Raw genomic sequence first — 22,759 nt, forward strand, 5'->3', positions numbered from 1 at the left:
AATTTGGGGGTTAAACTGCAACTGCACCTTTAATATGTGGGTGCGGATTATAGTCTTCCAATGTGAAGTCATCAAAAACGAAGCCAAAAATATCTTTTACCTCTGGATTAATCTTTATGGTAGGTAAATTTCTCGGTGTTCTAGACAACTGTAATTCTAATTGCTCTTTATGATTATTATAAATATGTGCGTCTCCAAATGTATGTATAAACTCGCCAGCTTCATATCCAGTTACCTGTGCCATCATCATTGTAAATAATGCATATGACGCTATATTAAAAGGTACTCCTAAAAATATATCTGCACTTCTCTGATACAACTGACAAGATAATTTCCCATTAGCTACGTAAAACTGAAAAAATGCATGACAAGGTGGTAGCGCAGCTTTGCCATTAGCCACATTCTCAGAAAATGATTTAGACGTATCTGGCAAGACACTTGGATTCCATGCAGAAACCAACATTCTCCTACTATCTGGGTTCTTTTTTAAAGCTTCTACAATTTCTTGAATCTGATCAATTTCATCTCCGTTCCAGTTTCTCCATTGATATCCATATACCGGTCCCAGATCTCCATTTTCATCTGCCCATTCATTCCAAATCCTAACACCATTATCCTGCAAATACTTAACGTTGGTATCTCCTTTCAAAAACCATAATAATTCATGTATTATAGATTTTAAATGAAGTTTTTTGGTAGTTACCATTGGAAACCCTTCGCTCAAATCGAATCGCATTTGATACCCAAAAACACTTTTTGTTCCTGTTCCGGTTCTATCTCCTTTTTCATTTCCATTCTCCAGTACGTGACGTACCAGATCCAAATATTGCTTCATATTCCCTTTCTGACTTTCTTTTGAGTTTGTTAAAGTTCTACTAATTCCGTCAAATATACGAAAAATAGGTATTGAGCAATCTTTTAATAGCTAGATTATGAAATACTTGTAAAAGTTATTCTAGCATTGAAGTTTCAGCAAAAAAAATCCCTTTCTATTAACCAATAATCATTCCTGCGATTGTAGCAGACAAAAGTGAAGCTATCGTACCTCCAATTAGTGCCTTCATCCCAAACTCCGACAATGTTTTTCGTTGTCTTGGAGCAAGAGATCCTATACCACCTATTTGTATGCCGATAGAAGCAAAATTAGCAAAACCACACAACATGTAGGTAGCCATTATCACCGATTTGTTGTATGTTAAATGTGTTGCATTCGCTACATTTTTCAAATCTGCCAATTGTATATACCCCACAAATTCACTAGCCGCTAATTTTATTCCTAAAAGTTGCCCCATTAAAGCAATATCTTCTTTAGCAACACCAATTAACCACATTAATGGTGCAAAAAGATATCCTAAAATAAGTTCAAGGGATAAACTTTGGTATGCCGTATTCGAAGCTACCCAAGCATTTAAAGAAGTAATATCTCCTACCCATCCCAAAATACCATTTAGCATAGCAATAAATGCCACAAAAACTAATAACATTGCTCCAACATTTACTGCTAGCCTAAGACCTTCAGTGGTACCATTTGCTATAGCATCCAGTATATTAGATCCTATTTTTTCTGAAGAAACATATACGTCTGTATTAATTTTTTCTGTTTGGGGAAATAGTATTTTAGAGATAATAATCGCTCCAGGAGCCGCCATCACTGATGCTGCTAATAAGTGTTTAGCAAATTGTAATCTTAGAACTGGATCATCACCTCCTAAGAATCCAATATATGCAGCCAGCACTGCTCCCGCTACAGTAGCCATTCCACCCACCATAACTAACAAAATTTCTGACCTATTCATCTTTTCTAAATAGGCTTTTATTAATAGAGGAGCTTCTGTTTGCCCTAAAAAGATATTACCTGCAACACTTAAACTTTCAGCTCCAGATATCTTTAATGTTTTTGTCAATAACCAAGCTAACCCCTTCACTACTCTTTGGATAACACCTAAATAAAATAATAGTGATGTTAGCGCCGAGAAGAAAATGATAGTTGGTAACACCTGAAAAGCGAATATAAAACCAAAAGTATCCATGTCTACCACTAGTCCTTCGAATAAGAACTTACTTCCTGCTCGCGTAAAGTCTAAAACACTAACAAAAAGACTTCCAACCCATTCAAATATCGTCTGTACTAATGGAACCTTTAAAACACCAATAGCTATTATTAATTGAAATCCCAGACCTAAACCAACAGTTTTCCAATTTATAGCTTTTCTATTACTGCTAAACAAAAATGCAATAACTAATAATACCAGCATTCCTAGAACTCCTCTCCACAAACTTGAAAAAGAAAAACCTTGATTAGGAATTAGCGCATCACCTTGTTCAGCTACAACTGGGGTTTCAGGATCACTAGGTTTTACAACAAATGAATAGGAAAGGTTATTTTTTGATAGAACCAAGGTAGTATCCGTGATACTTTTCAATCTATATTTAATAATAGAATCTTCTGATTTTTCAGGGAACAGTAATACGACATTTTTTTGAGCAAGATAATCTCCTGTAAGCTTTTCAGAATTTCCTTCAAATGCATAAGAAAAGACACCATTTTGAAAATCCAGATAATCATTATCTCCAACTTGAAAAATAGTTTCATTATCTCCTTTTACATCTTTTAATATCCACTTTTTCTCTATGGATTGCGCTGAGATAATTGTAAATGCAAAAAAAGATAATAGGAAAGAGAGTACTCCTTTTTTCATATATCAATAAGGTAATATTATAATATTTCGGAACAATTAGAAATCAAAATTATCCTCTTTTCGAGATTTCATCTCGTATTCGAGCTGCCAATTCATAATCTTCATTAGCTACTGCTTGTTCTAGCATACGATTTAATTCTTCTAAAGATAAATCCTGATAACTAGTTTCTTTTCCTACCATTTCCACATCATCAGAAACCAATTCATCTACCAACAAACTTTCTGATTCATCTTCACCATCTTTTTTAGGATTTACTTTTAAGTAAATTCCTGCTTGATCAAGAATATTTTTATACGTAAAAATTGGAGCCTGGAATCGCAAGGCTAGTGCTATAGCATCACTGGTTCTAGCATCTATTATTTCTTCAATCTTATCTCTTTCGCAGATAATACTTGAATAAAAAACGCCATCTACCAATTTATGAATGATTACCTGTTTCACGACTACATCAAATCGATCTGCAAAATTTTTAAACAGGTCATGCGTTAAAGGACGAGGAGGTTTAATTTCTTTTTCCAGAGCAATAGCTATAGACTGTGCTTCAAATGCACCAATCACAATTGGCAATTTCCTTTCTCCATCCACCTCACTTAAAATCAATGCATAAGCACCATTTTGGGTTTGACTGTAAGATATTCCTTTTATGTTCAGACGAACTAAACTCATAGTAATTTTCAATAAAAAAAAGGCTGTTTGAACAAATGGACTTTTACCTAAGTTCAAACAGCCCTTGATTGGGCACAATTTATGAAAATTATGCGTTATTCGCCTTAAATTCCTTTAATTTTTCAATTAACTGCGGTACTACCTCAAAGGCATCACCAACAATACCATAATCTGCAGCCTTAAAGAATGGCGCTTCTGGATCGTTATTGATCACTACTTTTATCTTGCTAGAATTTATTCCTGCAAGGTGCTGGATTGCTCCAGAAATCCCTACTGCTATATATAAGTTAGTAGCTACTGGTTTTCCTGTTTGACCTACGTGCTCTCCATGCGGTCTCCATCCCATATCACTCACAGGTTTAGAACACGCTGTTGCAGCTCCAAGTACATCTGCCAACTCTTCGATCATACCCCAGTTCTCTGGCCCTTTAAGACCTCTACCTCCTGAAACTACAACTTCTGCATCTGCGATAGACACTTTATCTGTTGCTTTATCTACAGACGTTACATTCACTGCAAAATCTTCATCAGCTAATGAAGGATCAAAACCTTCAGCAGCAGCAGCTCCAGAAGCTTCCTTCAATCCAAATGCATTACTAGATAGTCCGATAATTTTCACATCAGTCGTGATTTCGGTAATATTAAATGCCTTGTTTGTAAAAGCAGTTCTTTTTACTGTAAAAGGTGAAGCACTCTCGGGTAATGCTACTACGTTAGACGCATATCCTGCATTAAGATTAACCGCTAAAAGTGATGCTAAAAACTTACTATCTGCACTAGAACTAAGCACTACAACTTTAGCTCCTTCTTTTTCTGCAGCCTGCTTTAAAGCATCTGCATACGCTTTTGCATTAAAAGTCGCTAACTTATCGTTTTTAATTTCTAATACTTTATCAACTCCGTATGTACCTAGTTCACTACTACCATCAACGTTAACACTAACAGCAGTAACTGTAGTACCAAGCATATTAGCTACTTCTTTTGCATATGACGCAACTTCGAAAGCAGCCTTTTTAAATTTTCCTCCTTCACTTTCTGTATATACTAATACTGACATATTTATTTTTTTTATGTTGAACCTATGTTAATAGGTATTACTTTAAACTTGTATTTTATTAAATTGCTTTTGCTTCGTTATGCAATAGCTCTACTAATTGTCCTACATTATCAGGAGAAACTAGTGTTACATCACCTTTTGGTGCTGGCTTTTCGAATTTAACCGCTTTGGTTTCCTGAGTTGCTTCAACAGCCTCAACAACCGTAAGTGGTTTTTTACGTGCCATCATAATTCCTCTCATATTCGGAATACGAAGATCACTCTCTTCAACCAATCCTTTTTGTCCTCCAACAACTAATGGTAATTTTGTAGTAGAAGTTTCTTTTCCTCCATCGATTTCGCGAATAGCAGTTACAGAATCCCCATCTATTTCTAATCCAATGCAAGTATTGATAAAATTAGCTCCTGTAAGTCCAGCTAACATTCCAGGTACCATTCCACCATTATAATCTATTGACTCTCTTCCTGCAATCACAAGATCATATCCTCCATCTTGAACTACTTTAGCTAACTGTTTAGCTACATAAAATCCATCAGTAGCTTCAGTATTTACTCTTATTGCATTATCTGCTCCTATTGCTAAAGCTTTTCTTAAAGTTGGTTCAGTTTCTGGTCCTCCTACATTTACAACATCTACTGAAGCTCCTTGCTTCTCCTTAAACCACATAGCGCGCGTTAATCCAAATTCATCGTTAGGATTAATAACAAACTGTACTCCATTTGTGTCAAACTTCGTATCTCCTTCTGTAAAATTAATTTTAGAAGTTGTGTCTGGCACATGGCTAATACATACTAATATTTTCATTTTATATAGGTATTTTTTGAGAATTTAATAATAAAAGCGAAGGTACAAATAAAATGTCGAATTTACTATGCATGCATAATAAATTTTTTAATTTTCTGTATTTGGTAACGCCTATTAATTGCTACTTTTGCCTTTCGTGTAGCACAAAATTAAATATTTATAAATGAAAACGATACAATTCAGAGAAGCTATTTGTGAAGCAATGAGCGAAGAAATGCGACGAGATGAATCCATTTACCTAATGGGTGAGGAAGTTGCCGAATATAACGGAGCATATAAAGCTAGTAAAGGCATGCTTGATGAGTTCGGACCAGACAGAGTAATCGATACTCCTATCTCTGAACTTGGTTTTTCTGGTATAGGCGTAGGTAGTGCCATGAATGGTAACCGTCCTATTATAGAATTTATGACATTTAACTTCTCATTGGTTGGAATTGATCAGATAATTAACAATGCTGCAAAGATGAGACAAATGAGTGGTGGTCAATTTAATGTTCCAATCGTATTTAGAGGACCTACAGCTTCTGCAGGACAATTAGGTGCTACTCACTCACAAGCTTTTGAAAACTGGTTTGCTAATACTCCTGGATTAAAAGTGGTTATCCCTTCTAATCCTAAAGATGCAAAAGGATTATTAAAATCGGCAATTCGTGATGATGATCCAGTGATCTTTATGGAAAGCGAACAAATGTATGGTGACAAAGGAGAAGTTCCTGAAGGAGAATACACTATCCCATTAGGTGTTGCTGATATTAAAAGAGAAGGTAACGATGTTACTATCGTTTCTTTCGGGAAGATTATTAAAGAGGCGTATAAAGCTGCCGATGAGTTAGCGAAAGACAATATTTCTTGCGAAATCATTGATCTTAGAACTGTGAGACCTTTAGATTTAGAAGCTATTTTTACTTCGGTAAAGAAAACAAATAGGTTAGTTATTCTAGAAGAAGCTTGGCCTTTAGCAAATATTGCATCTGAGATTACTTATCAGGTTCAATCTAACATTTTTGATTATCTAGACGCACCTGTTATAAAGATAAATACGGCTGACACCCCTACTCCATATTCTCCTGTTTTATTAGAAGAATGGTTGCCGAATAGTACAGATGTTGTTAAAGCTGTCAAAAAAGTAATGTATAAATAAACTGAACCCTTTTAATTTGCGCTTCAAGTTTTTTAAAAAATTTTGATTCGCTTAATAAATGTTGGCTCGAAATTTGATAAAACAAAACGAGTTTACACAAACGATATAAGGGTACTTTGAAATACAAAATTGATTTTTTTACACATTAAAAATGTTTTGCATTAATCATTTTGCAAAGCATTTTTAAATTTGTGCTTAAAAATAGTAGGGTATTTTTATATTGGTGTGTTTTAGAAAAAACAACATTTACATTTATTGATGAATATGTGGTAATTGAATTCAAGTTGAAAATTTCAAGATAATAGGGAAATGAGAATACGAACCTTTATTATTTTAAATTGATTGTTATTTAAGAACTACTGTGTCATCATAATTATTTAAGAATATTAGATGAGATATTGGGTTTTAGGGTTTTTATTTTTAGTATGTAGTAACTCCTTCATTCTTGCACAAACCAAAGTAAGCGGATATGTTTACGACAGCAACAAACAAGCAGTTCCATTTGCCAACATAGTTTTTGTTAACTCAACTATCGGTACTATTACTGATGAAAATGGTAAGTTCTACATGGAGTCTGACGAGAATCATAGTAGCATTAAAGTCTCTTTCTTAGGTTTTCAAACCAAAACAGTAAAACTAACGAAACGAACTACCTACAATATGGAAGTAGTTCTCGAGGAAGAAGCAGCATCATTGGATGAAGTTGTCATTTATAAAGGAAAAACCTCCAAAAAAAACAATCCTGCTATTGATATACTTCGGAAAATCTGGGAAAATCGCAGGGAAAATGGTGTCAAAAAGTTCAAACAATATAATTACGACAAGTATGAAAAGTTAGAGTTTGACCTTAATACCATAGATAGCGCTCTGGTAAACAGTCGAATTTTTAATGGTATGGAGTTTATTTTTGAAGATATCGATACTTCAAGAATCACTGGTAAAACCTACCTACCTATATTTCTTAATGAAGCCATTTCTAAAGTTTATGGTGATAATGAGATAAATGAATTTAAAGAAGTACTAAAGGGAAATAAAAATGCAGGATTTAGTGATAATCAAACATTAATTGCTTTTGTAAAAGATCTTTATTCTGATTATAACATCTATGACAACTACCTAAAGTTTTTCGACAAGAGTTTCACCAGTCCTTTGTCAAGAACAGGGATTAACGTATATAACTATGTGCTTACTGATAGTGCCTATATTGGAAATAAATGGTGCTATAATATTGTATATTATCCTAGGCGTAAAAATGAGCTTACCTTCAAAGGAGACTTTTGGGTAAATGATACTACTTGGGCGATTAAAGAGATCAACCTAGAGGTAACTAAAAGTGCCAATATCAACTGGGTAAAAGACTTGTACATAGAACAGGAATTTGATGTGCTTAATGACTCCATATTCTTAATTACTAAAGATTATTTTCAATCTGATTTTGCATTTAACAAGAAAGAAAAATCAAGAGGTGTTTATGGAAAACGCACCACATTATATGACAACTATAAATTCGATCAAAAGAAAGATAAAAAATTTTATCAGAGCCAGGTAGATCCGTATAATCAAGACATTTATAATCGTGATGACTCCTTTTGGGCAAATGCCAGGATGGAAGAATTAAATAAAGATGAAAAGAAAGTCTATAAACTTCTAGATACGTTAAGAACGGTTAAAGCTTTTAAAAGGCTCTACAATGTAGGAACTATTTTAGCAACAGGATATGTAGAATTTAATGGATGGGATTTTGGTCCGCTATTCTCCACAGTAGGATTCAATGCTATCGAAGGATTCCGATTACGAGCTGGAGGTCGCACTTATTTTACGGCGAATGATCGATGGAGGATTGAAGGTTATGGAGCTTATGGTTTAAGAGACAATAAATTTAAGTACGGAGTCTCAGGTAAATACCTGGTGGACAGAAAATCGCGATTAATTGTTTCTGCCGGTAATCGCCGTGATGTAGAACAGCTAGGAGCAAGTCTCACCAACACTAACGATGTAGAAGGAAGGAGTTTAGCATCTTCTTCTATTGTTGCCACAGGAGATAATAATAGACTTACTTCGATCAACTTATCTGCATTTTCTATGCAAATAGAACCTAGAAAAAACTTTACTATCGGTGTCACTGGGTCCTATAGAACCTTGAAACCGGCTGATAGAGATTTATTTAGCTTAGATTTCTTTGATCCAGATACTGGAGAGGTGAAATCAGAAATCACTCAGGCAGAGATAGCTACAACACTCGCTTATTATCCTGGAAGAAAAACTACAGGATATGGAGTTGATAAAATAACGGTTAATGACGGTGATTATGCGCAACTATTTCTTAACTATTCCGTAGGTCTGGATCACATATTAGAAAGCGATTTTGAATATCAAAAAGTTCAATTTTTCTATAGACAACCCTGGAATATTGGAGGTTTCGGAGTACTTAATAGTTCCATAGAATTAGGAAAAACGTTCGGAGAAGTTCCTCTAGGATTACTTAGTGTCGTGCCTGGTAACCAAACCTATTTATCTATTCAAAACACATTTCCACTACTTAATTTTTACGAATTCGTTACCGACACATATGCGGCAGTACATATAGAGCATAATTTCAATGGTAGAATATTTTCTAGAATTCCTTTGCTTCGAAAACTAAACTTACGAGAACTTGTTGGAGTTAGAGGGGTTTGGGGTGAATTATCAGATGAAAACATTTCTTTGGATGCATCTGGTTTTCTACAAACCGTTGGAGCACCCGATGAAGAAATTTATTGGGAATATAGCGTTGGGGTTGGAAATATATTTAAAATTTTCAGAATTGATTTCCATTTCCGAGGCAATTATTTCGATAATCCGGATGCTCGTGATTTTGGTGTCACAGGTTCTTTTGGATTCTATTTTTAGGTATATTTTTGGAGTACACTTTATCTTTTATTCATCTTTAGAGTTTTATTTCTTTTCTAAAAATGAAAGAATTGATTTTTACGAAAACCTTTTAGGTTACGATAACATTAAAATTTAGTAAAAAACCGTGTTATTTTTGGGAATAAATTTTAACCAACCCCTTGTAATACTTATATTTGCCGCCCATAAAAATGAGAATTAGAATATGAGCGCAGCAACACGCGAAAGTTTCGATGTACTTATCGAAATACCAAAAGGAAGTCGTAATAAATACGAATATGACTTCGATATAAAAAAAATCCGTTACGATCGAATGATTTTTTCATCAATGATGTATCCCGCTGATTATGGTTTCATTCCTGAAACTATGGCATTAGACGGTGACCCTTTAGATGTATTAGTTTTGGTAACGGAACCTACTTTTCCAGGATGTGTTATAGAAGTTAAACCTATCGGAGTTTTTCACATGACGGATGAAAAAGGTCCTGACGAAAAAATAATATGTGTACCAGTTGCAGATCCAATAGCAAGTAAATTAGCTGATCTGAAAGAAATGAACCCGCATTTGATTAAAGAGATAGAACACTTTTTCCAGGTATACAAGGATCTTGAAGAAAAGAAAGTAGATGTTGGTGGCTGGGGTAATATAGATGAAGCCAAAGAAATCATCAAAGCTTGTGTTAAACGTTTTGAGGATATACAAGATAAACCTGAAGGATTATTTAGCATACACTAACCAAGAGCTATAAAATACTAAAAAAGCGCAATGTTTTTGATAAAACATTGCGCTTTTTATATTTATATGATTTTATTACATTTAGCGACTAATTAACTAAAAAGACTTTTAATGGAATCAAACATGATTTATATGCCAATTGTTTTGGCAGCACTGGGGCTTATTTATATGCTAGTTAAAAAATCTTGGGTAATGAAACAAGATGCTGGAGATGGTAAAATGAAAGAAATTTCAGATCACATCTATGAAGGTGCCTTAGCATTCCTAAATGCTGAATATAAATTACTTTCGATATTTGTTATAATAGTTAGTGTATTACTTACTATAGTTTCATTTATAGTCCCAACTACTCACTGGTTAATTGTTATCGCTTTTATTTTTGGAGCGGTTTTCTCTGCTTTTGCTGGTAATATAGGTATGAAAATAGCTACCAAAACAAATGTAAGAACTACTCAAGCAGCCCGAACTAGTTTACCTAATGCACTTAAAATATCTTTTGGAGGTGGTACTGTTATGGGACTTGGTGTTGCTGGTTTAGCGGTACTAGGATTGACAGCTTTCTTTATCATATTTTTTCACTTCTTTATGGGTGGAGAATGGACCAACACTATGGATATGACTGTTGTATTGGAGACATTGGCTGGATTTTCTCTTGGAGCTGAATCTATAGCATTGTTCGCTCGTGTTGGTGGTGGAATCTATACTAAAGCTGCTGATGTAGGAGCCGATCTTGTAGGTAAAGTAGAAGCTGGTATTCCAGAAGATGACCCTCGTAACCCTGCCACCATTGCTGATAACGTTGGAGATAATGTTGGAGATGTTGCCGGAATGGGTGCTGATTTATTTGGATCTTACGTAGCAACCGTTTTAGCTGCCATGGTATTAGGAAACTATATCATAAAAGACATGGGCGGAAACATTGTTAATGAAGGATTTAATGGAATTGGACCAGTATTATTGCCAGTTGCTATTGCTGGTGCTGGAATTATTATTTCTGTAATTGGAACAATGCTAGTAAAAATAAAAACCAATGAAGCTAAAGAAGCTCAAGTAATGGGAGCTCTTAATATAGGAAACTGGACTTCAATTGCTTTGGTAGCTGTTTCTTGTTTTGCGTTATGTACTTACATGCTTCCTGAAACTATGAAAATGGAATTTTTTGGAGAAGGACTTGTTGATATTTCATCTATGCGAGTATTTTATGCAACTTTAGTCGGTCTCTTCGTAGGTGGAGTTATTTCTGCCGTTACTGAATACTACACAGGATTAGGTAAAAAACCGATTTTAGAAATTGTACAAAAATCAAGTACTGGAGCTGGAACCAATATTATTGCTGGATTAGCTACAGGTATGATTTCTACTTTCTCTTCTGTACTATTGTTTGCTGGTGCTATTTGGGCATCCTACGCGTTCGCAGGTTTCTATGGAGTTGCAATGGCGGCCTCTGCAATGATGGCTACAACAGCAATGCAATTAGCCATAGATGCTTTTGGACCTATTGCAGATAATGCAGGAGGAATTGCAGAAATGAGCGAACAAGAACCTATCGTAAGAGAACGCACTGATATTTTAGACTCCGTCGGAAATACAACTGCTGCCACTGGTAAAGGTTTTGCTATTGCATCTGCTGCGCTAACATCTCTAGCATTATTTGCTGCTTATGTTACTTTTACCGAAATTGACGGAATCAATATTTTTAAAGCACCGGTATTAGCAATGTTATTTATTGGAGGAATGGTACCTGTTGTATTCTCTGCATTGGCTATGAACGCTGTAGGAAAGGCAGCCATGGAAATGGTATATGAAGTACGTCGTCAATTTAAAGAAATTGCTGGAATCATGGAAGGAACCGGGAAACCAGAATATGATAAATGTGTCGCTATTTCTACAAAAGCATCATTAAAAGAAATGATGTTACCTGGATTACTAACTATAGGATTCCCATTGGCAATTGCATTTATTCCCATGATTTTTGGAATGAATCATCAAGCAATTGCAGAAATGTTAGGTGGATATATGGCTGGTGTTACAGTAAGTGGTGTGCTATGGGCTATTTTTCAGAATAATGCTGGTGGTGCTTGGGATAATGCTAAAAAATCTTTCGAAGCTGGTGTAGAAATCAATGGAGAAATGACTTACAAGGGATCTGATGCTCACAAAGCAGCAGTAACAGGAGATACCGTTGGAGATCCTTTTAAAGATACTTCTGGACCATCTATGAATATATTAATCAAATTAACCTGTCTTATAGGACTTGTTATTGCTCCTATTCTAGGTGGACACACATCAGAAACTGCGGTTGCAGTCGTAAATGAAGAAATTGAAATAGTAAAATCAAAAGACACTTCTTCAAAAGAAATTCAAAAACAAATTGAAGTTACTATGGAAATGGATGGCGATATAGCTAAAGCAGAAGTATCTATAAAAACGACTATGAACGGTAAAACTTCAACCGAAATTAAAAAATTAGAAGGAACAGAAGAAGAAGTAAAAGCTAAAATTGAAGAAATTAAGGCCAGTTTACAATAATTGTAAAAGAAATAGATTAAAAAACCTCGCCCATTAGCGAGGTTTTTTATCTTTATGGATCAACGCCGAATGAATGTTTAAGAAAAAACCCTTACGAATCAACACCTATCTTGGCTATGGAACTAACTCTAGGCTTAGAGCTACCGGGAGAGCTTTAGAAGATGAAAACATTCGTTTTGATGGGAACACGAAAACATTTAGAACTCTTTATAATATTTATAAGCAATTTGAAAGTGACGAGGTTAAAAAGGTCCCTATTGAATTGAAGCTTTCTGAAACTCAAACATTCACAACGATAACAGATCTAGAAGGTTATTATCATTTTGATGAAAATTCCATTAACACGGATAATCTAATTAATGAAGAAGGATGGATACCTTATACCGTTTCTTATAAAATCCAGAACAAAAAAATTATTCAATCAAATATTTTTGAAGGCAGCATGTTAGTACCTTCAGCGAACGCATCCTATGGTGTTATCAGTGATATTGATGATACGATTTTACATACAGGTGTAGCATCATTGTTTAAATGGAGGGTTATTGCTAATACATTTTTCAAAAATTTTGATAGACGCCTCCCTCTAGAAGGAACAGTTGAGTTTTATCAAAAATTAAGAAAAGGTAAAAACTCAAAAACGACTAATCCTATTTTTTATGTGAGCAACAGTCCCTGGAATTTATATGACTATCTAAGTGCTTTTTTAAAAATACACGCTTTTCCTAAAGGTCCCATTTTACTCAGGGATTTTAGAACATTTTTGGATAAAACTCCAAAACTAAAAACACCTCACAAGTACACAGAAATAATCAACCTATTGGAATTATATCCTAATATGAAATTTATTTTAATAGGAGATAGCGGAGAGAAAGATGCAGATATCTATACGAATATTGCAAAAAAATATCCTAATAGAATATTAGCAATTTATCTAAGAAGCGTAAATCATAAGCGCAAAGAGAGAAGAATCAAAAAAATTATTGATTCTTTCGATATTGCACCCATACTGCTTGCCCACTCTTCATTAGAAGCAGAAGAACATGCAAGAGAACAAGGATTTATAGACTAATTTTTTAAACTTCGTACTTCCGATGTAAGAGCCAACATTGCATCTTGCAATTGTTTTATACTTGCTGTATCCGAATTTGCATCGATATTAAAACTTAGTTTACTATTCACCTCCCATAATTCTACTATTTGATGTGCCTTTATAGAGTAAGGAAGATAATCTGTATTTAAAGAAATTAAGGTTAATGCAGAAGAATCATCATTTTTCCTAACCTTTTTTACCACAACACTATCGTGTAAAACTACTACATACAATGCGTTGCTTCTTATTTCAGAAAGATTATTTACAGCTTTTCCTATCACCCATTCTTTAGGCTCAAGTACCGGTAGCATACTATCACCTTCTACTTGAAAACCTCTGTAAGTAGCATTTCTATACTCCGGAAGGGGAATATCAAAAGCAGGTAATTGCTGATACCAATCCACATCCTGTACATTATGAGGATAGCCAGCTGCGGCTTTTACATTAACAAGAACAATGTTTTCATTATTCTCTGAATCTACGGTTACCATCTTTGGTGAAACATCACCGTTGTGTAACTGAATTTTTTTTTGATCACTTTCACCAAACAACCAAAGAGGATTTACTCCAAACTCCTGAAGTAGTTTAGAAACAACTTTTCCCGAAATTTTGGTTTTCCCTCTTTCTATATCCGCAGTAGAATTTTTAATATCTAAAACTCTGGCAAAATCAGATTGTGTAAAATGATTTTCCTCGCGAATAGATTTGAAGCGTTGAATGGTTTGGTTGGTTATATTATCCATACAACTTCGATTTATTTATTAGCATACATTTCTGTCACTAGGTTTTGGAGCCATTCTTAACAAATATACTATTTTTTGGAATAATTCCAATTTTAACATAATTTCATTTTTATTTTTTTGGAATTATTCCATAAATTTGGAAAAATTACTAGTTTACTATCATCTATGATACCACAAATCTTATTACATCGACCAGAATCTGAAAAAACAATACGATATTCTTTGAACAATTCTATACCTGTAAAAGAAGAATTACATAGAAGATTGACACAAAAGGGATATTACTTTCTTCAGGATCATAGAATAAATAATTACACCTTTGATTTTTATTGTCCTGCTTTTAAGATCGCAATTGAGATTGATGGGTACGCGCATGAGTTTTCTGACGTGTACAACTTAGATGCTCCAAAAAAATTACATATTCATTCTTTGGGAATTACGGTACTTCGTTTTACCGATCATCAAATTCTTGTAGATATAGAGGAAGTTTTTAGAGCATTAAAACATCTCATAAATCAGCAAAATACCTCATCTTATGTCGTTTGACAGAATTCGCGAGAAATTATCAATTCTTGCAGATGCTGCAAAATATGATGTATCCTGCGCAAGTAGTGGAGTTAAAAGAGCTAACAAAGAAAAAAGTCTTGGTAACACTACAGCAATGGGCATATGCCATAGTTATACAGAAGATGGACGATGTGTTTCTTTATTAAAAATCTTACTCACCAATCACTGTATTTTTGATTGTGCTTACTGTGTAACGAGAAAAAGTAATGATATTAAAAGAGCTGCTTTTAAAATTCAGGAAGTTGTAGATTTAACTGTTAATTTTTACAGAAGAAACTATATAGAAGGATTATTTCTGAGTTCAGGAATTTTTAAAAGTTCTGACTATACCATGGAACGGTTAATAGCAGTTGCCAAAAAACTACGATTAGAAGAAAACTTTAACGGTTATATCCATTTAAAATCTATTCCGGGCACTAGTGATGAGTTGATGAGAGAAGCTGGTTTATACGCCGATCGTCTTAGCGTAAACATCGAAATACCTACTGTATCAGGATTAAAACTTCTCGCTCCAGATAAAAAGCATGAAGACTTTATTAAACCAATGAATAAGGTGAAGAATGAGATTATACAGTATAAAGCCGAACGAAAACTACTAAAAAGTACTCCCAAATATGCTCCTGCTGGACAAAGTACACAAATGATCATTGGAGCAACTGGAGAAAGTGATAGAGATATCATGTACTCAGCTACCTACTATTACAAAAAATTCAATATGCGTAGGGTATATTATTCTGGATACATTCCTATTAGTAAAGATGATCGGTTACCGTCAATACATACAGAAGTTCCAATTCTGAGAGAAAACCGACTCTATCAAACAGACTGGTTATTGCGATTTTATGGGTTTTCCATTCAAGAGTTATTAAACGACGATCACAAAAATCTCGACCTAGACATAGATCCAAAACTCAGTTGGGCGTTAAGAAGTCCAGAAACCTTTCCGGTTGACATCAATAAGGCAGACAAAAATTTATTAGCTAGAGTACCTGGAATAGGAATGCAATCAGTTTATAAAATAATACAAGCTAGAAAATTTAGAAAATTAAATTGGAGTCATCTAAAAGCAATAGGCATTTCCCTAAATAGAGCAAAGTACTTTATCACCTGTGATTCTAAAGATAGTTACCACAAGGACATTTCTCCTACTCGACTTAAAAATGTGATACTCCGTAATTCATATAGTAAGCATCAAAAACACTTTAGTAATCAACTAAGTCTCTTTTCATAATTAATCATGGCACCTCATACTATATTACAATACGATGGAAGTTTTGATGGGTTTCTGTCGTGCGTATTTATGGTATATGAACAAAAAATACAACTACCACTAATACAGAAGCAATCTGAAGAAAACAACCAACTATTTACAATTTCCGAAATTGTCCATACAGATAAAACAAAGGCAAAAAGAGTATGGGATGGCCTACGGAAAAAAGTTCCGAAACCACAAAAACGAGCAATTTTCAAGGCTTTTTTAAGTGAGATCAAAGGTGTAGAAAACACCCTTTTATCTTATATTCAAAATATTTTTGACACTTCGCAAAACATAGGTTTAGATTATAGTAACAAAGACATTTTAAAAATTAGCCAAGTTGCCAAAATGGTACAAAGAGAAAAACACCGCATGGAAGCCTTTGTACGATTTAAAAAAACAAAAGATGATTACTATGTTGCCACAGTAGAACCAGATTTCAATGTCTTACCATTGTTGATACGCCATTTCAAAGACAGATATGCAGATCAGAAATGGATTATATATGACATTAAAAGAGGATACGGTATATGCTACAATCTCATCAATATAGAATTCATTACAGTAGACTTTTTTTCTAAACTACGAACAACGATTGAAAAAGATGTATACTCCGCACAAGAAATGGATTTTCAAAAACTATGGAAATCTTATTATGATAGTGTAAATATAAAATCCCGAAAGAATTCAAAACTACATATACAACATCTTCCAAAGCGGTACTGGAAATACTTGATAGAAAAAAACGAATATTAAAATAAAATGTTAAATTTGACGTTGAATAACCCAATTAACTATATCTATCAATTATGAAAAGATTATTTTTAGGAGCAATCGCTCTAATGTTTGCAGTATCAGTTACGTCTTGTAAAGACACTAAAAAAGCTGAAGATGCTGCGGAAGAAGCTGTAGAAGAAGTAAAAAATGCTGCAGAGGAAGCTAAAGAAGAAGTGAAAAATGCTGCAGAGGAAGCTAAAGAAGCTGCTAGTGAAGCAGTAGAAGAGGCTAAAGAAGCTGCTGGAGAAGTAGTAGATTCTGTTAAAGCTGCTGCTGGTGAAGCTGTTGACGGTGCTGTTGACGCTGCAAAAGAAGCTGCTGGTGATGCAGTTGATGCTGCAAAAGACGCAGTGAAAGACGGAGCTAATAAAGCTGCTGACGCCTTGAAAAAGCAATAATATATAGTAATATATATGTAAAACCATCTGCCTATGGCAGATGGTTTTTTATTTAAAAGATTTTATTATTCAGAATTAACCCTTTTCCGAAAGGTGTATTAATTTCTTAATTAAGTTTGAAAGACGTTACTGATCCAACCATATTACTTTATCTTCCATTGGACTTCTCTTTGAAGAAATAGAATCATCGTCTTCATAATTTCCTAAATACAAAAATCCTAAACATTTTTCACCTTCTTCAAAATCAAAAAATTCATCCATATACTTTATAAGCCCAGGACTACTCCAATAGCATCCTACATGATGCGCTGCACAGGTTAACCACATATTCTGCACCGCCATTGACGTGGCAGCGATTTCCTCCCACTCTGGCACCCTTTCTTTATCATCACGTTTCATACATATCGCAATGATAGCACTTGCCAACGAACAATTATTTTTAATCTTCTTATGTTTAAAAGGAGAAAAACTATCTTCTGGTGTAATATCGGTGTAGGTATCCGATAAAAAGGTTCCTAAACGATCCTTTGCCGCTCCTCTAACAACTTTAAAACGCCACGGTTCTGTTAATCTATGTGTAGGTGCCCAGTTTGCATTTTCTAATAGTAATTTGATAAATTCCTCAGAAACAGGTTGATCATTATATTGTGCTGGAAAAATAGCTCTTCGTTCTCTTATTATCTGGTTTAAATACTCTTTATTCATTAATTTTACACTTTTCATGTAAAGTTATTATTATTATCGAGACGAATAACAACAAATCCTAAGTTATATATTTTGAATTTCCAAGTTCGTCTTCATACCTCAGAACAATTAGACAACCTATCGCTATCAGGTACTATTTTACACAATACTTTATCCAGTCTACAGTTGGTAAATAGTTTATTTGGCAATCATAGGCAATTAACCAAAACGACTCTCGATTATTGTTCTAAAATATATGATGGAAAAATCTTAAAAATTGTAGATCTAGGTTGTGGTGGTGGAGATACTGCTTATAAAATTTATAATCGCTTAAGTAAAGCTGGAATAAAAGTTTCAGTATTAGGAATTGATGGAAATCCTCAGAGCATAGCTTATGCAAATTCCAAATATGCGTATCACGATGAAATTACATATGAAACAGCAAACATACTAGATGATTCGTTTACTATACCCAAATGTGACATTGTAATTAGTAGTCACTTTATTTATCATTTTCGAGATATGGAGTTGGTTGACTTCATTAAGAAAACAAAACAAAAAGGAATTAAGCATCTTATCTTTAGTGAACTAAAAAGAAGTAAAGTTGCTTACATCTTATTTAAACTATCTAGTTTTATATTACCACTATCATCGATGGCTAAATCTGATGGATTGACAGCTATTAAAAGAGCTTTTACTGTTGCCGAATTACAATCTATTTTAAAAAAATCAGAAGTAAAAAAGTATCAAGTAGATAAAAAATTCTGGTTTAGAACCTTAACAAAAATTGATCTTCACCAATGAAAGAAATTTTATTAAACCATTTCAACAATATAAAGAATACTCCAAAAACCCTTCTATTAACTTACATTCTAGTCTATTTTACCTGGGGACTTGGAATGAATGCGTTCGGAGCGGAAATGGAAATCGCAAGATTTACTTATTGGTGGCAAGTAATTAGCTGTTATATTTTATATATGATTCCTATTTCTATACTACTAAAAGAATATAATTTTTTTAATCAATATGCATATGGATTAGTAGCCATGGGAATACTGGAGTTTTTAGGATATTGGCTGCAAACTTCATATGTCTATCCCAATAACATCTTGGATAAATTATTTAATCCTCAAAATTTTAGTTTGGGAATGGCTCTATTTTTTGCCTTATACTTTCCAGCTGGAAACTGGTTAGTAAGTAAAATACACAGTGCCATTTTTAAAAAATAAGTACTTCTCTACTTTTTAATAAGAATAAATTGCTGTTTCCCTTGTTTTTTTACTCTGTATTTTTCCTGAATATCACTGGCTCCTTTTAGATCCAGAGAATCTTTTACATAAGTAATCCAGTCCTGACGGTGCACAATAACATTATCCAATATCACATCTGTTAAATTTGCATCTTCCAATTTAGTTCCCCACAAGGTGGCTTCGGTTAAATCTGCTTCTGTAAGATCAGCTCCATACAGCTTAGCATTTGTAAGATCGGCACTTAGCAATTCAGAATATTTTAAATTTGATTCTGTAAAATTTGTCCTTTTTAATATAGCATCTGAAAGATTAATTCGTTCCAAATTTGCTTCCACCAATTCAGCACGCTCTAAATTGGCCGCTGGAAGGTTTACTTCTGACAAATTTGAATGATTAAGATTAATATATTTTAAGTTCACTCCTCTTCCTAAAAATATATCTTTAAAATAGGTATAACTAAAATCCGAAGCATCTAAAATCTCTCTATATGACTGATCCGCAAGATTACTTCGAATTAAACTAAATAACAATTGTCCTTTCTCTGGGCTTATTTTCTCATCGATCAATTTGCCATCCTCTTCGTACTTATAGGGTTTCATTGCCCTAGTCAAACTAGCAATTCTAGCTTCTAACACTGGACTTATGTTGCGCTCACTCGATCCTTTATATTTTAATTCTTCACTTAAATCAGAAAGTAAATTATCCATTATAAACACTAGAGAAGACCTTCTCTCCGCTTCTATTAACGCATTTTGGTTACCTACTAAAACATTTTGATTAATTACCAACCAAGTTTGAAACATTAAAATAATAGAAGGGATCAATGTAATTAAAACACCAAACAAACCAATTCTTGTAACTCTCCAAATAATATTAGAAGAAACATCAGATACGGTATCCACAGATACAGTATTTGTTTCTTTATACTCATTAATAGCATTATTAATGCTTTTTTTGAGACGAATTCCCAGTAATGGAACACTAGATTTTTTTAACAACCAAAAACCAACATTCTTTTTCTTCTCTCTTCTTTGCTTAATTTGATCTAGCTGACTTTGAAGAATTTTATTTTCCTTTTCTAACTGTTGTATTCGTTCTTGTTCGGACACTATATTGAGGGGTTTAGATTATAACGGTTTCAATATATTAAAGTTAATAGATTCACTCCAAATAAAAAAGAAAGCCTTTTAATCAAAAAAGGCTTTCCAAATCTAACATAATAAAATATAGTCCAAAAACCATACCCTTACTTTATATAGTTAGCGATATCGTCGGAAATATTTTCTATTAAAGAAGTATGTTCTTCTTGGTCTACTTGATTTATTATTTTTGCTAAAAGCATTACATAACTTTTTACGTAATCTATTTTATCAGAATCATTCACATATTCTTTACCATCAACCACAATGAAAGTAATCAGATTACGAATTACCTTTCTTAAATCTGATATACTAAGCTCTTCTTGAATACTTAAATGATTCTGGTCCATTTTCAAAAATTGAAATGAAATTTAGTATTCTAAGCTTTCAAGAATGAATATCTACGTGTAGAAAAATGAGGATTTCCGATAAAAAGCACGTTTCATCGATTTGGGCAGTAGTATCCTTATATTTTAAAATTCAAAATTAAATTTTAAAATATAAAGGGATTAAAAGAAGAGAAAACAATTATTGTCGTTTTATCAAATAAACCAAATTTTATGCCAAATTCTATTGTTTCTCAATCATGGCATTCACCTTTCAAATTAATATCAACGCTAATAATCGATTGTTCTGAATCCATCCAAAAGAACCTTTGTCCTCTGATAAGAAATTATCAACCAAGTTTACATAAGTAATTATATTAGTACGCGCAGTGCAATTTTAAAAGAACACAAAATCAATACATTACACAACACCAGGCCTTCATAATCAATACAACTAATTCCTTTACAATATTCTTTATTTATTGATAAGGCTATTTATATTATTTGTTTATTAAAATCCTATTTAATTCTGTTTTCCAACGAGAATATGCTTCTTTATAATTGTCTCTATTTTGTAATGGATGATAAGTCATCACATGATCATTCTTGGTAATCATAGTACCAAAATCTTCAAAAGTTCCATCACTTAGCCCAGCAGCTCTGGCAGCTCCAATCGCTCCTGTAGTATTATAAATCTCAATCTCTTGATTGATCAACGTTGCTACGGTATTGGAAAATATTTCTGATCGAAATAGATTATCATTTCCTGCGCGAATGACTTTGATATCTACATTGTCTTTTTTAAGAATTTCTAAACCATAAATAAATGAAAATGCAATCCCTTCTAGCGCTGCTCTAAAAATATGTGACCGTGTATGTTTGTTTAAATTTAAATTACAGATATGTGTTCCTAAAGTTTTATTATCAAACATTCTTTCTGCTCCATTACCGAAAGGTATGAGCTGTAAATCATTAGAACCTACCGAAACCTTGGATGCATGGGAATTCATGGTTTGGTATGAGTTGGTTTCTAAATTCAAGTTATTTTTTAACCAACGATATTGAATCCCAGCTCCATTAATGCATAGCAACTTACCTATACTAGCATGTTCTTCTGTATAATTTACGTGTGCAAAATTGTTGACTTTTACGCCTTCTTTTACTTCTAAATTATCCGTAATTGCGTACAAAACTCCAGAAGTACCACCGGTAGCAGCTACTTCTCCTGGATTAAAAACATTTAGTGATAAAGCATTATTTGGTTGGTCTCCCGCTCTATACAAAATAGGGATTCCAGCTTCTAAACCACTTTCTTTGGCACCATCTTCAGAAAGTACACTTTGCTTCGAAAATGTAGGAACAATATCAGGAACGATGTTAGTATCTATTTCGAAATGTTCTAATAACCAATTTGCCGATTTTTTCTTTTTAAAATCCCATAATGTCCCTTCTGACAAACCAGGAATGGTAGTATTTAAAACCCCTGAAAACTTAAAAGCAACGTAATCTCCTGGTAACAAAAACTTATGAATTTTAGCGTAACTTTCCGGTTCATTATCTCGTACCCATTTTAATTTAGATGCCGTAAAATTAGCTGGTGAGTTTAGTAGATTATTTAGACATACATCTTCTCCTAATTTCTCAAAAGCATCTTCTCCAATATGTACCGAACGGCTATCACACCAAATAATAGAATTTCGAATTAAATCATGATTATGGTCTACAATTACTAATCCATGCATCTGATATGCAATTCCGATACCCTTAATCCGATTAGGATTAATTGTATTTTCTTTTAATAACCTCTTAGAGGCTTTACATACATATTGCCACCATAATTCTGGATCTTGTTCTGCCCAATCTTTCTCGATAGCGATGATATTCATTTCTTCTTCGGGTTCACTTAGAGATGCTACAGACTTTCCTGTTTCAGCATCAACTAACGCTGCCTTTACTGATGAACTTCCTATGTCAAATCCTATATAATACATGTGTTATTTTATTTCA

Annotated in this window: 21 protein-coding genes; 11 read left to right on the plus strand and 10 right to left on the minus strand. The window is 33.7% G+C overall.

Features of this window, described 5'->3' with window-relative positions:
• Nucleotides 1-10: 10 nt before the first annotated feature.
• From Q1A73_RS06780 to Q1A73_RS06800, 5 genes are all read right to left on the minus strand, one after another.
• Nucleotides 11-835: a thymidylate synthase gene (locus tag Q1A73_RS06780; protein WP_299603295.1), complete on the minus strand. Its 825-nt coding sequence runs from the start codon at nt 833-835 to the stop codon at nt 11-13.
• A gap of 157 nt (nt 836-992) precedes the next feature.
• Entirely contained in the window at nt 993-2,699 is a 1,707-nt protein-coding gene (locus tag Q1A73_RS06785) for a nucleoside transporter C-terminal domain-containing protein (RefSeq protein ID WP_299603298.1), read from the minus strand.
• A gap of 49 nt (nt 2,700-2,748) precedes the next feature.
• On the minus strand, nt 2,749-3,366 hold the full coding sequence (locus Q1A73_RS06790; protein ID WP_299603300.1) for a bifunctional nuclease family protein: 618 nt from the start codon (nt 3,364-3,366) through the stop codon (nt 2,749-2,751).
• Between the two features lie 88 nt (nt 3,367-3,454).
• The gene (locus tag Q1A73_RS06795) at nt 3,455-4,423 is read right to left on the minus strand and encodes an electron transfer flavoprotein subunit alpha/FixB family protein (protein WP_299603305.1); all 969 of its coding nucleotides are present in this window, start codon (nt 4,421-4,423) and stop codon (nt 3,455-3,457) included.
• Nucleotides 4,424-4,481: 58 nt separating this feature from the next.
• Nucleotides 4,482-5,228: an electron transfer flavoprotein subunit beta/FixA family protein gene (locus tag Q1A73_RS06800; RefSeq protein ID WP_299603307.1), complete on the minus strand. Its 747-nt coding sequence runs from the start codon at nt 5,226-5,228 to the stop codon at nt 4,482-4,484.
• A gap of 163 nt (nt 5,229-5,391) precedes the next feature.
• On the opposite strand from Q1A73_RS06800, the gene Q1A73_RS06805 reads away from it, so the two are divergent.
• The 5 genes from Q1A73_RS06805 (at nt 5,392) to Q1A73_RS06825 (ending at nt 13,592) form a co-directional block, all read left to right on the plus strand.
• A complete protein-coding gene (locus tag Q1A73_RS06805; protein ID WP_299603309.1) occupies nt 5,392-6,369 on the plus strand; it encodes a pyruvate dehydrogenase complex E1 component subunit beta in 978 nt (325 codons plus the stop codon).
• A 390-nt stretch (nt 6,370-6,759) separates the two neighbouring features.
• Nucleotides 6,760-9,258 (plus strand): DUF5686 and carboxypeptidase-like regulatory domain-containing protein, encoded by a 2,499-nt coding sequence (locus Q1A73_RS06810; RefSeq protein WP_299603311.1) that lies wholly within the window; start codon nt 6,760-6,762, stop codon nt 9,256-9,258.
• A gap of 205 nt (nt 9,259-9,463) precedes the next feature.
• A complete protein-coding gene (locus Q1A73_RS06815; RefSeq protein WP_299603314.1) occupies nt 9,464-9,994 on the plus strand; it encodes an inorganic diphosphatase in 531 nt (176 codons plus the stop codon).
• A 111-nt stretch (nt 9,995-10,105) separates the two neighbouring features.
• Nucleotides 10,106-12,523 carry a sodium-translocating pyrophosphatase gene (locus Q1A73_RS06820; RefSeq protein WP_299603317.1) on the plus strand — a complete coding sequence of 806 codons (2,418 nt, stop codon included), beginning with the start codon at nt 10,106-10,108 and terminating at the stop codon, nt 12,521-12,523.
• A gap of 73 nt (nt 12,524-12,596) precedes the next feature.
• Nucleotides 12,597-13,592, plus strand: coding sequence for a phosphatase domain-containing protein (locus Q1A73_RS06825; protein WP_299603320.1), 996 nt, complete (start codon nt 12,597-12,599; stop codon nt 13,590-13,592).
• Here the strand turns inward: Q1A73_RS06825 and Q1A73_RS06830 are convergent.
• On the minus strand, nt 13,589-14,356 hold the full coding sequence (locus Q1A73_RS06830) for a LexA family transcriptional regulator (protein ID WP_299603323.1): 768 nt from the start codon (nt 14,354-14,356) through the stop codon (nt 13,589-13,591). The genes Q1A73_RS06825 and Q1A73_RS06830 overlap by 4 nt on opposite strands.
• A 165-nt stretch (nt 14,357-14,521) precedes the next feature.
• Here Q1A73_RS06830 and Q1A73_RS06835 point away from each other — a divergent pair, with 165 nt between their 5' ends.
• From Q1A73_RS06835 to Q1A73_RS06850, 4 genes are read left to right on the plus strand one after another with little or no spacing between them, the layout of a single operon-like run.
• Nucleotides 14,522-14,902, plus strand: coding sequence for a DUF559 domain-containing protein (locus Q1A73_RS06835; protein WP_299603325.1), 381 nt, complete (start codon nt 14,522-14,524; stop codon nt 14,900-14,902).
• Entirely contained in the window at nt 14,892-16,154 is a 1,263-nt protein-coding gene (locus tag Q1A73_RS06840) for a putative DNA modification/repair radical SAM protein (RefSeq protein ID WP_299603327.1), read from the plus strand. The genes Q1A73_RS06835 and Q1A73_RS06840 overlap by 11 nt, the downstream gene beginning before the upstream one ends.
• 6 nt (nt 16,155-16,160) lie before the next feature.
• Nucleotides 16,161-16,934, plus strand: a complete 774-nt coding sequence (locus tag Q1A73_RS06845; RefSeq protein WP_299603329.1) for a TIGR03915 family putative DNA repair protein — start codon at nt 16,161-16,163, stop codon at nt 16,932-16,934.
• A 53-nt stretch (nt 16,935-16,987) separates the two neighbouring features.
• Nucleotides 16,988-17,353, plus strand: a complete 366-nt coding sequence (locus Q1A73_RS06850; protein WP_299603331.1) for a hypothetical protein — start codon at nt 16,988-16,990, stop codon at nt 17,351-17,353.
• Nucleotides 17,354-17,479: 126 nt separating this feature from the next.
• Here the strand turns inward: Q1A73_RS06850 and Q1A73_RS06855 are convergent, their stop codons facing one another.
• Nucleotides 17,480-18,076, minus strand: a complete 597-nt coding sequence (locus Q1A73_RS06855) for a nitroreductase (protein ID WP_299603333.1) — start codon at nt 18,074-18,076, stop codon at nt 17,480-17,482.
• Nucleotides 18,077-18,130: 54 nt separating this feature from the next.
• On the opposite strand from Q1A73_RS06855, the gene Q1A73_RS06860 reads away from it, so the two are divergent.
• Both Q1A73_RS06860 and Q1A73_RS06865 read left to right on the plus strand, forming a co-directional pair.
• Nucleotides 18,131-18,841, plus strand: coding sequence for a methyltransferase domain-containing protein (locus Q1A73_RS06860; protein WP_299603335.1), 711 nt, complete (start codon nt 18,131-18,133; stop codon nt 18,839-18,841).
• Nucleotides 18,838-19,266: a hypothetical protein gene (locus tag Q1A73_RS06865; protein ID WP_299603338.1), complete on the plus strand. Its 429-nt coding sequence runs from the start codon at nt 18,838-18,840 to the stop codon at nt 19,264-19,266. The genes Q1A73_RS06860 and Q1A73_RS06865 overlap by 4 nt, the downstream gene beginning before the upstream one ends.
• Nucleotides 19,267-19,274: 8 nt before the next feature.
• On the opposite strand, the gene Q1A73_RS06870 is transcribed toward Q1A73_RS06865, so the two are convergent.
• The 3 genes from Q1A73_RS06870 to Q1A73_RS06880 all read right to left on the minus strand — a co-directional run bounded on the left by Q1A73_RS06870 (nt 19,275) and on the right by Q1A73_RS06880 (nt 22,743).
• Complete coding sequence (locus tag Q1A73_RS06870) at nt 19,275-20,396, minus strand: pentapeptide repeat-containing protein (RefSeq protein ID WP_299603340.1); 1,122 nt, start codon at nt 20,394-20,396, stop codon at nt 19,275-19,277.
• A gap of 137 nt (nt 20,397-20,533) precedes the next feature.
• Nucleotides 20,534-20,776 carry a hypothetical protein gene (locus Q1A73_RS06875; RefSeq protein ID WP_299603342.1) on the minus strand — a complete coding sequence of 81 codons (243 nt, stop codon included), beginning with the start codon at nt 20,774-20,776 and terminating at the stop codon, nt 20,534-20,536.
• A 476-nt stretch (nt 20,777-21,252) separates the two neighbouring features.
• Complete coding sequence (locus Q1A73_RS06880; RefSeq protein WP_299603344.1) at nt 21,253-22,743, minus strand: FGGY family carbohydrate kinase; 1,491 nt, start codon at nt 22,741-22,743, stop codon at nt 21,253-21,255.
• Nucleotides 22,744-22,759: the final 16 nt, after the last annotated feature.

Source organism: uncultured Aquimarina sp. (genome assembly GCF_947492115.1).
Classification (GTDB): domain Bacteria; phylum Bacteroidota; class Bacteroidia; order Flavobacteriales; family Flavobacteriaceae; genus Aquimarina.

Bases quoted from the DNA above. Each gene is read 5' to 3' on its own strand.
- Q1A73_RS06875 (WP_299603342.1), bottom strand. From the start codon at position 20,776: ATGGACCAGAATCATTTAAGTATTCAAGAAGAGCTTAGTATATCAGAT.
- Q1A73_RS06835 (WP_299603325.1), top strand. From the start codon at position 14,522: ATGATACCACAAATCTTATTACATCGACCAGAATCTGAAAAAACAATA.
- Q1A73_RS06810 (WP_299603311.1), top strand. From the start codon at position 6,760: ATGAGATATTGGGTTTTAGGGTTTTTATTTTTAGTATGTAGTAACTCC.
- Q1A73_RS06785 (WP_299603298.1), bottom strand. From the start codon at position 2,699: ATGAAAAAAGGAGTACTCTCTTTCCTATTATCTTTTTTTGCATTTACA.
- Q1A73_RS06830 (WP_299603323.1), bottom strand. From the start codon at position 14,356: ATGGATAATATAACCAACCAAACCATTCAACGCTTCAAATCTATTCGC.
- Q1A73_RS06795 (WP_299603305.1), bottom strand. From the start codon at position 4,423: ATGTCAGTATTAGTATATACAGAAAGTGAAGGAGGAAAATTTAAAAAG.
- Q1A73_RS06780 (WP_299603295.1), bottom strand. From the start codon at position 835: ATGAAGCAATATTTGGATCTGGTACGTCACGTACTGGAGAATGGAAAT.
- Q1A73_RS06840 (WP_299603327.1), top strand. From the start codon at position 14,892: ATGTCGTTTGACAGAATTCGCGAGAAATTATCAATTCTTGCAGATGCT.
- Q1A73_RS06805 (WP_299603309.1), top strand. From the start codon at position 5,392: ATGAAAACGATACAATTCAGAGAAGCTATTTGTGAAGCAATGAGCGAA.
- Q1A73_RS06790 (WP_299603300.1), bottom strand. From the start codon at position 3,366: ATGAGTTTAGTTCGTCTGAACATAAAAGGAATATCTTACAGTCAAACC.
- Q1A73_RS06855 (WP_299603333.1), bottom strand. From the start codon at position 18,076: ATGAAAAGTGTAAAATTAATGAATAAAGAGTATTTAAACCAGATAATA.
- Q1A73_RS06865 (WP_299603338.1), top strand. From the start codon at position 18,838: ATGAAAGAAATTTTATTAAACCATTTCAACAATATAAAGAATACTCCA.
- Q1A73_RS06845 (WP_299603329.1), top strand. From the start codon at position 16,161: ATGGCACCTCATACTATATTACAATACGATGGAAGTTTTGATGGGTTT.
- Q1A73_RS06800 (WP_299603307.1), bottom strand. From the start codon at position 5,228: ATGAAAATATTAGTATGTATTAGCCATGTGCCAGACACAACTTCTAAA.
- Q1A73_RS06880 (WP_299603344.1), bottom strand. From the start codon at position 22,743: ATGTATTATATAGGATTTGACATAGGAAGTTCATCAGTAAAGGCAGCG.
- Q1A73_RS06825 (WP_299603320.1), top strand. From the start codon at position 12,597: ATGTTTAAGAAAAAACCCTTACGAATCAACACCTATCTTGGCTATGGA.
- Q1A73_RS06850 (WP_299603331.1), top strand. From the start codon at position 16,988: ATGAAAAGATTATTTTTAGGAGCAATCGCTCTAATGTTTGCAGTATCA.
- Q1A73_RS06815 (WP_299603314.1), top strand. From the start codon at position 9,464: ATGAGCGCAGCAACACGCGAAAGTTTCGATGTACTTATCGAAATACCA.
- Q1A73_RS06820 (WP_299603317.1), top strand. From the start codon at position 10,106: ATGGAATCAAACATGATTTATATGCCAATTGTTTTGGCAGCACTGGGG.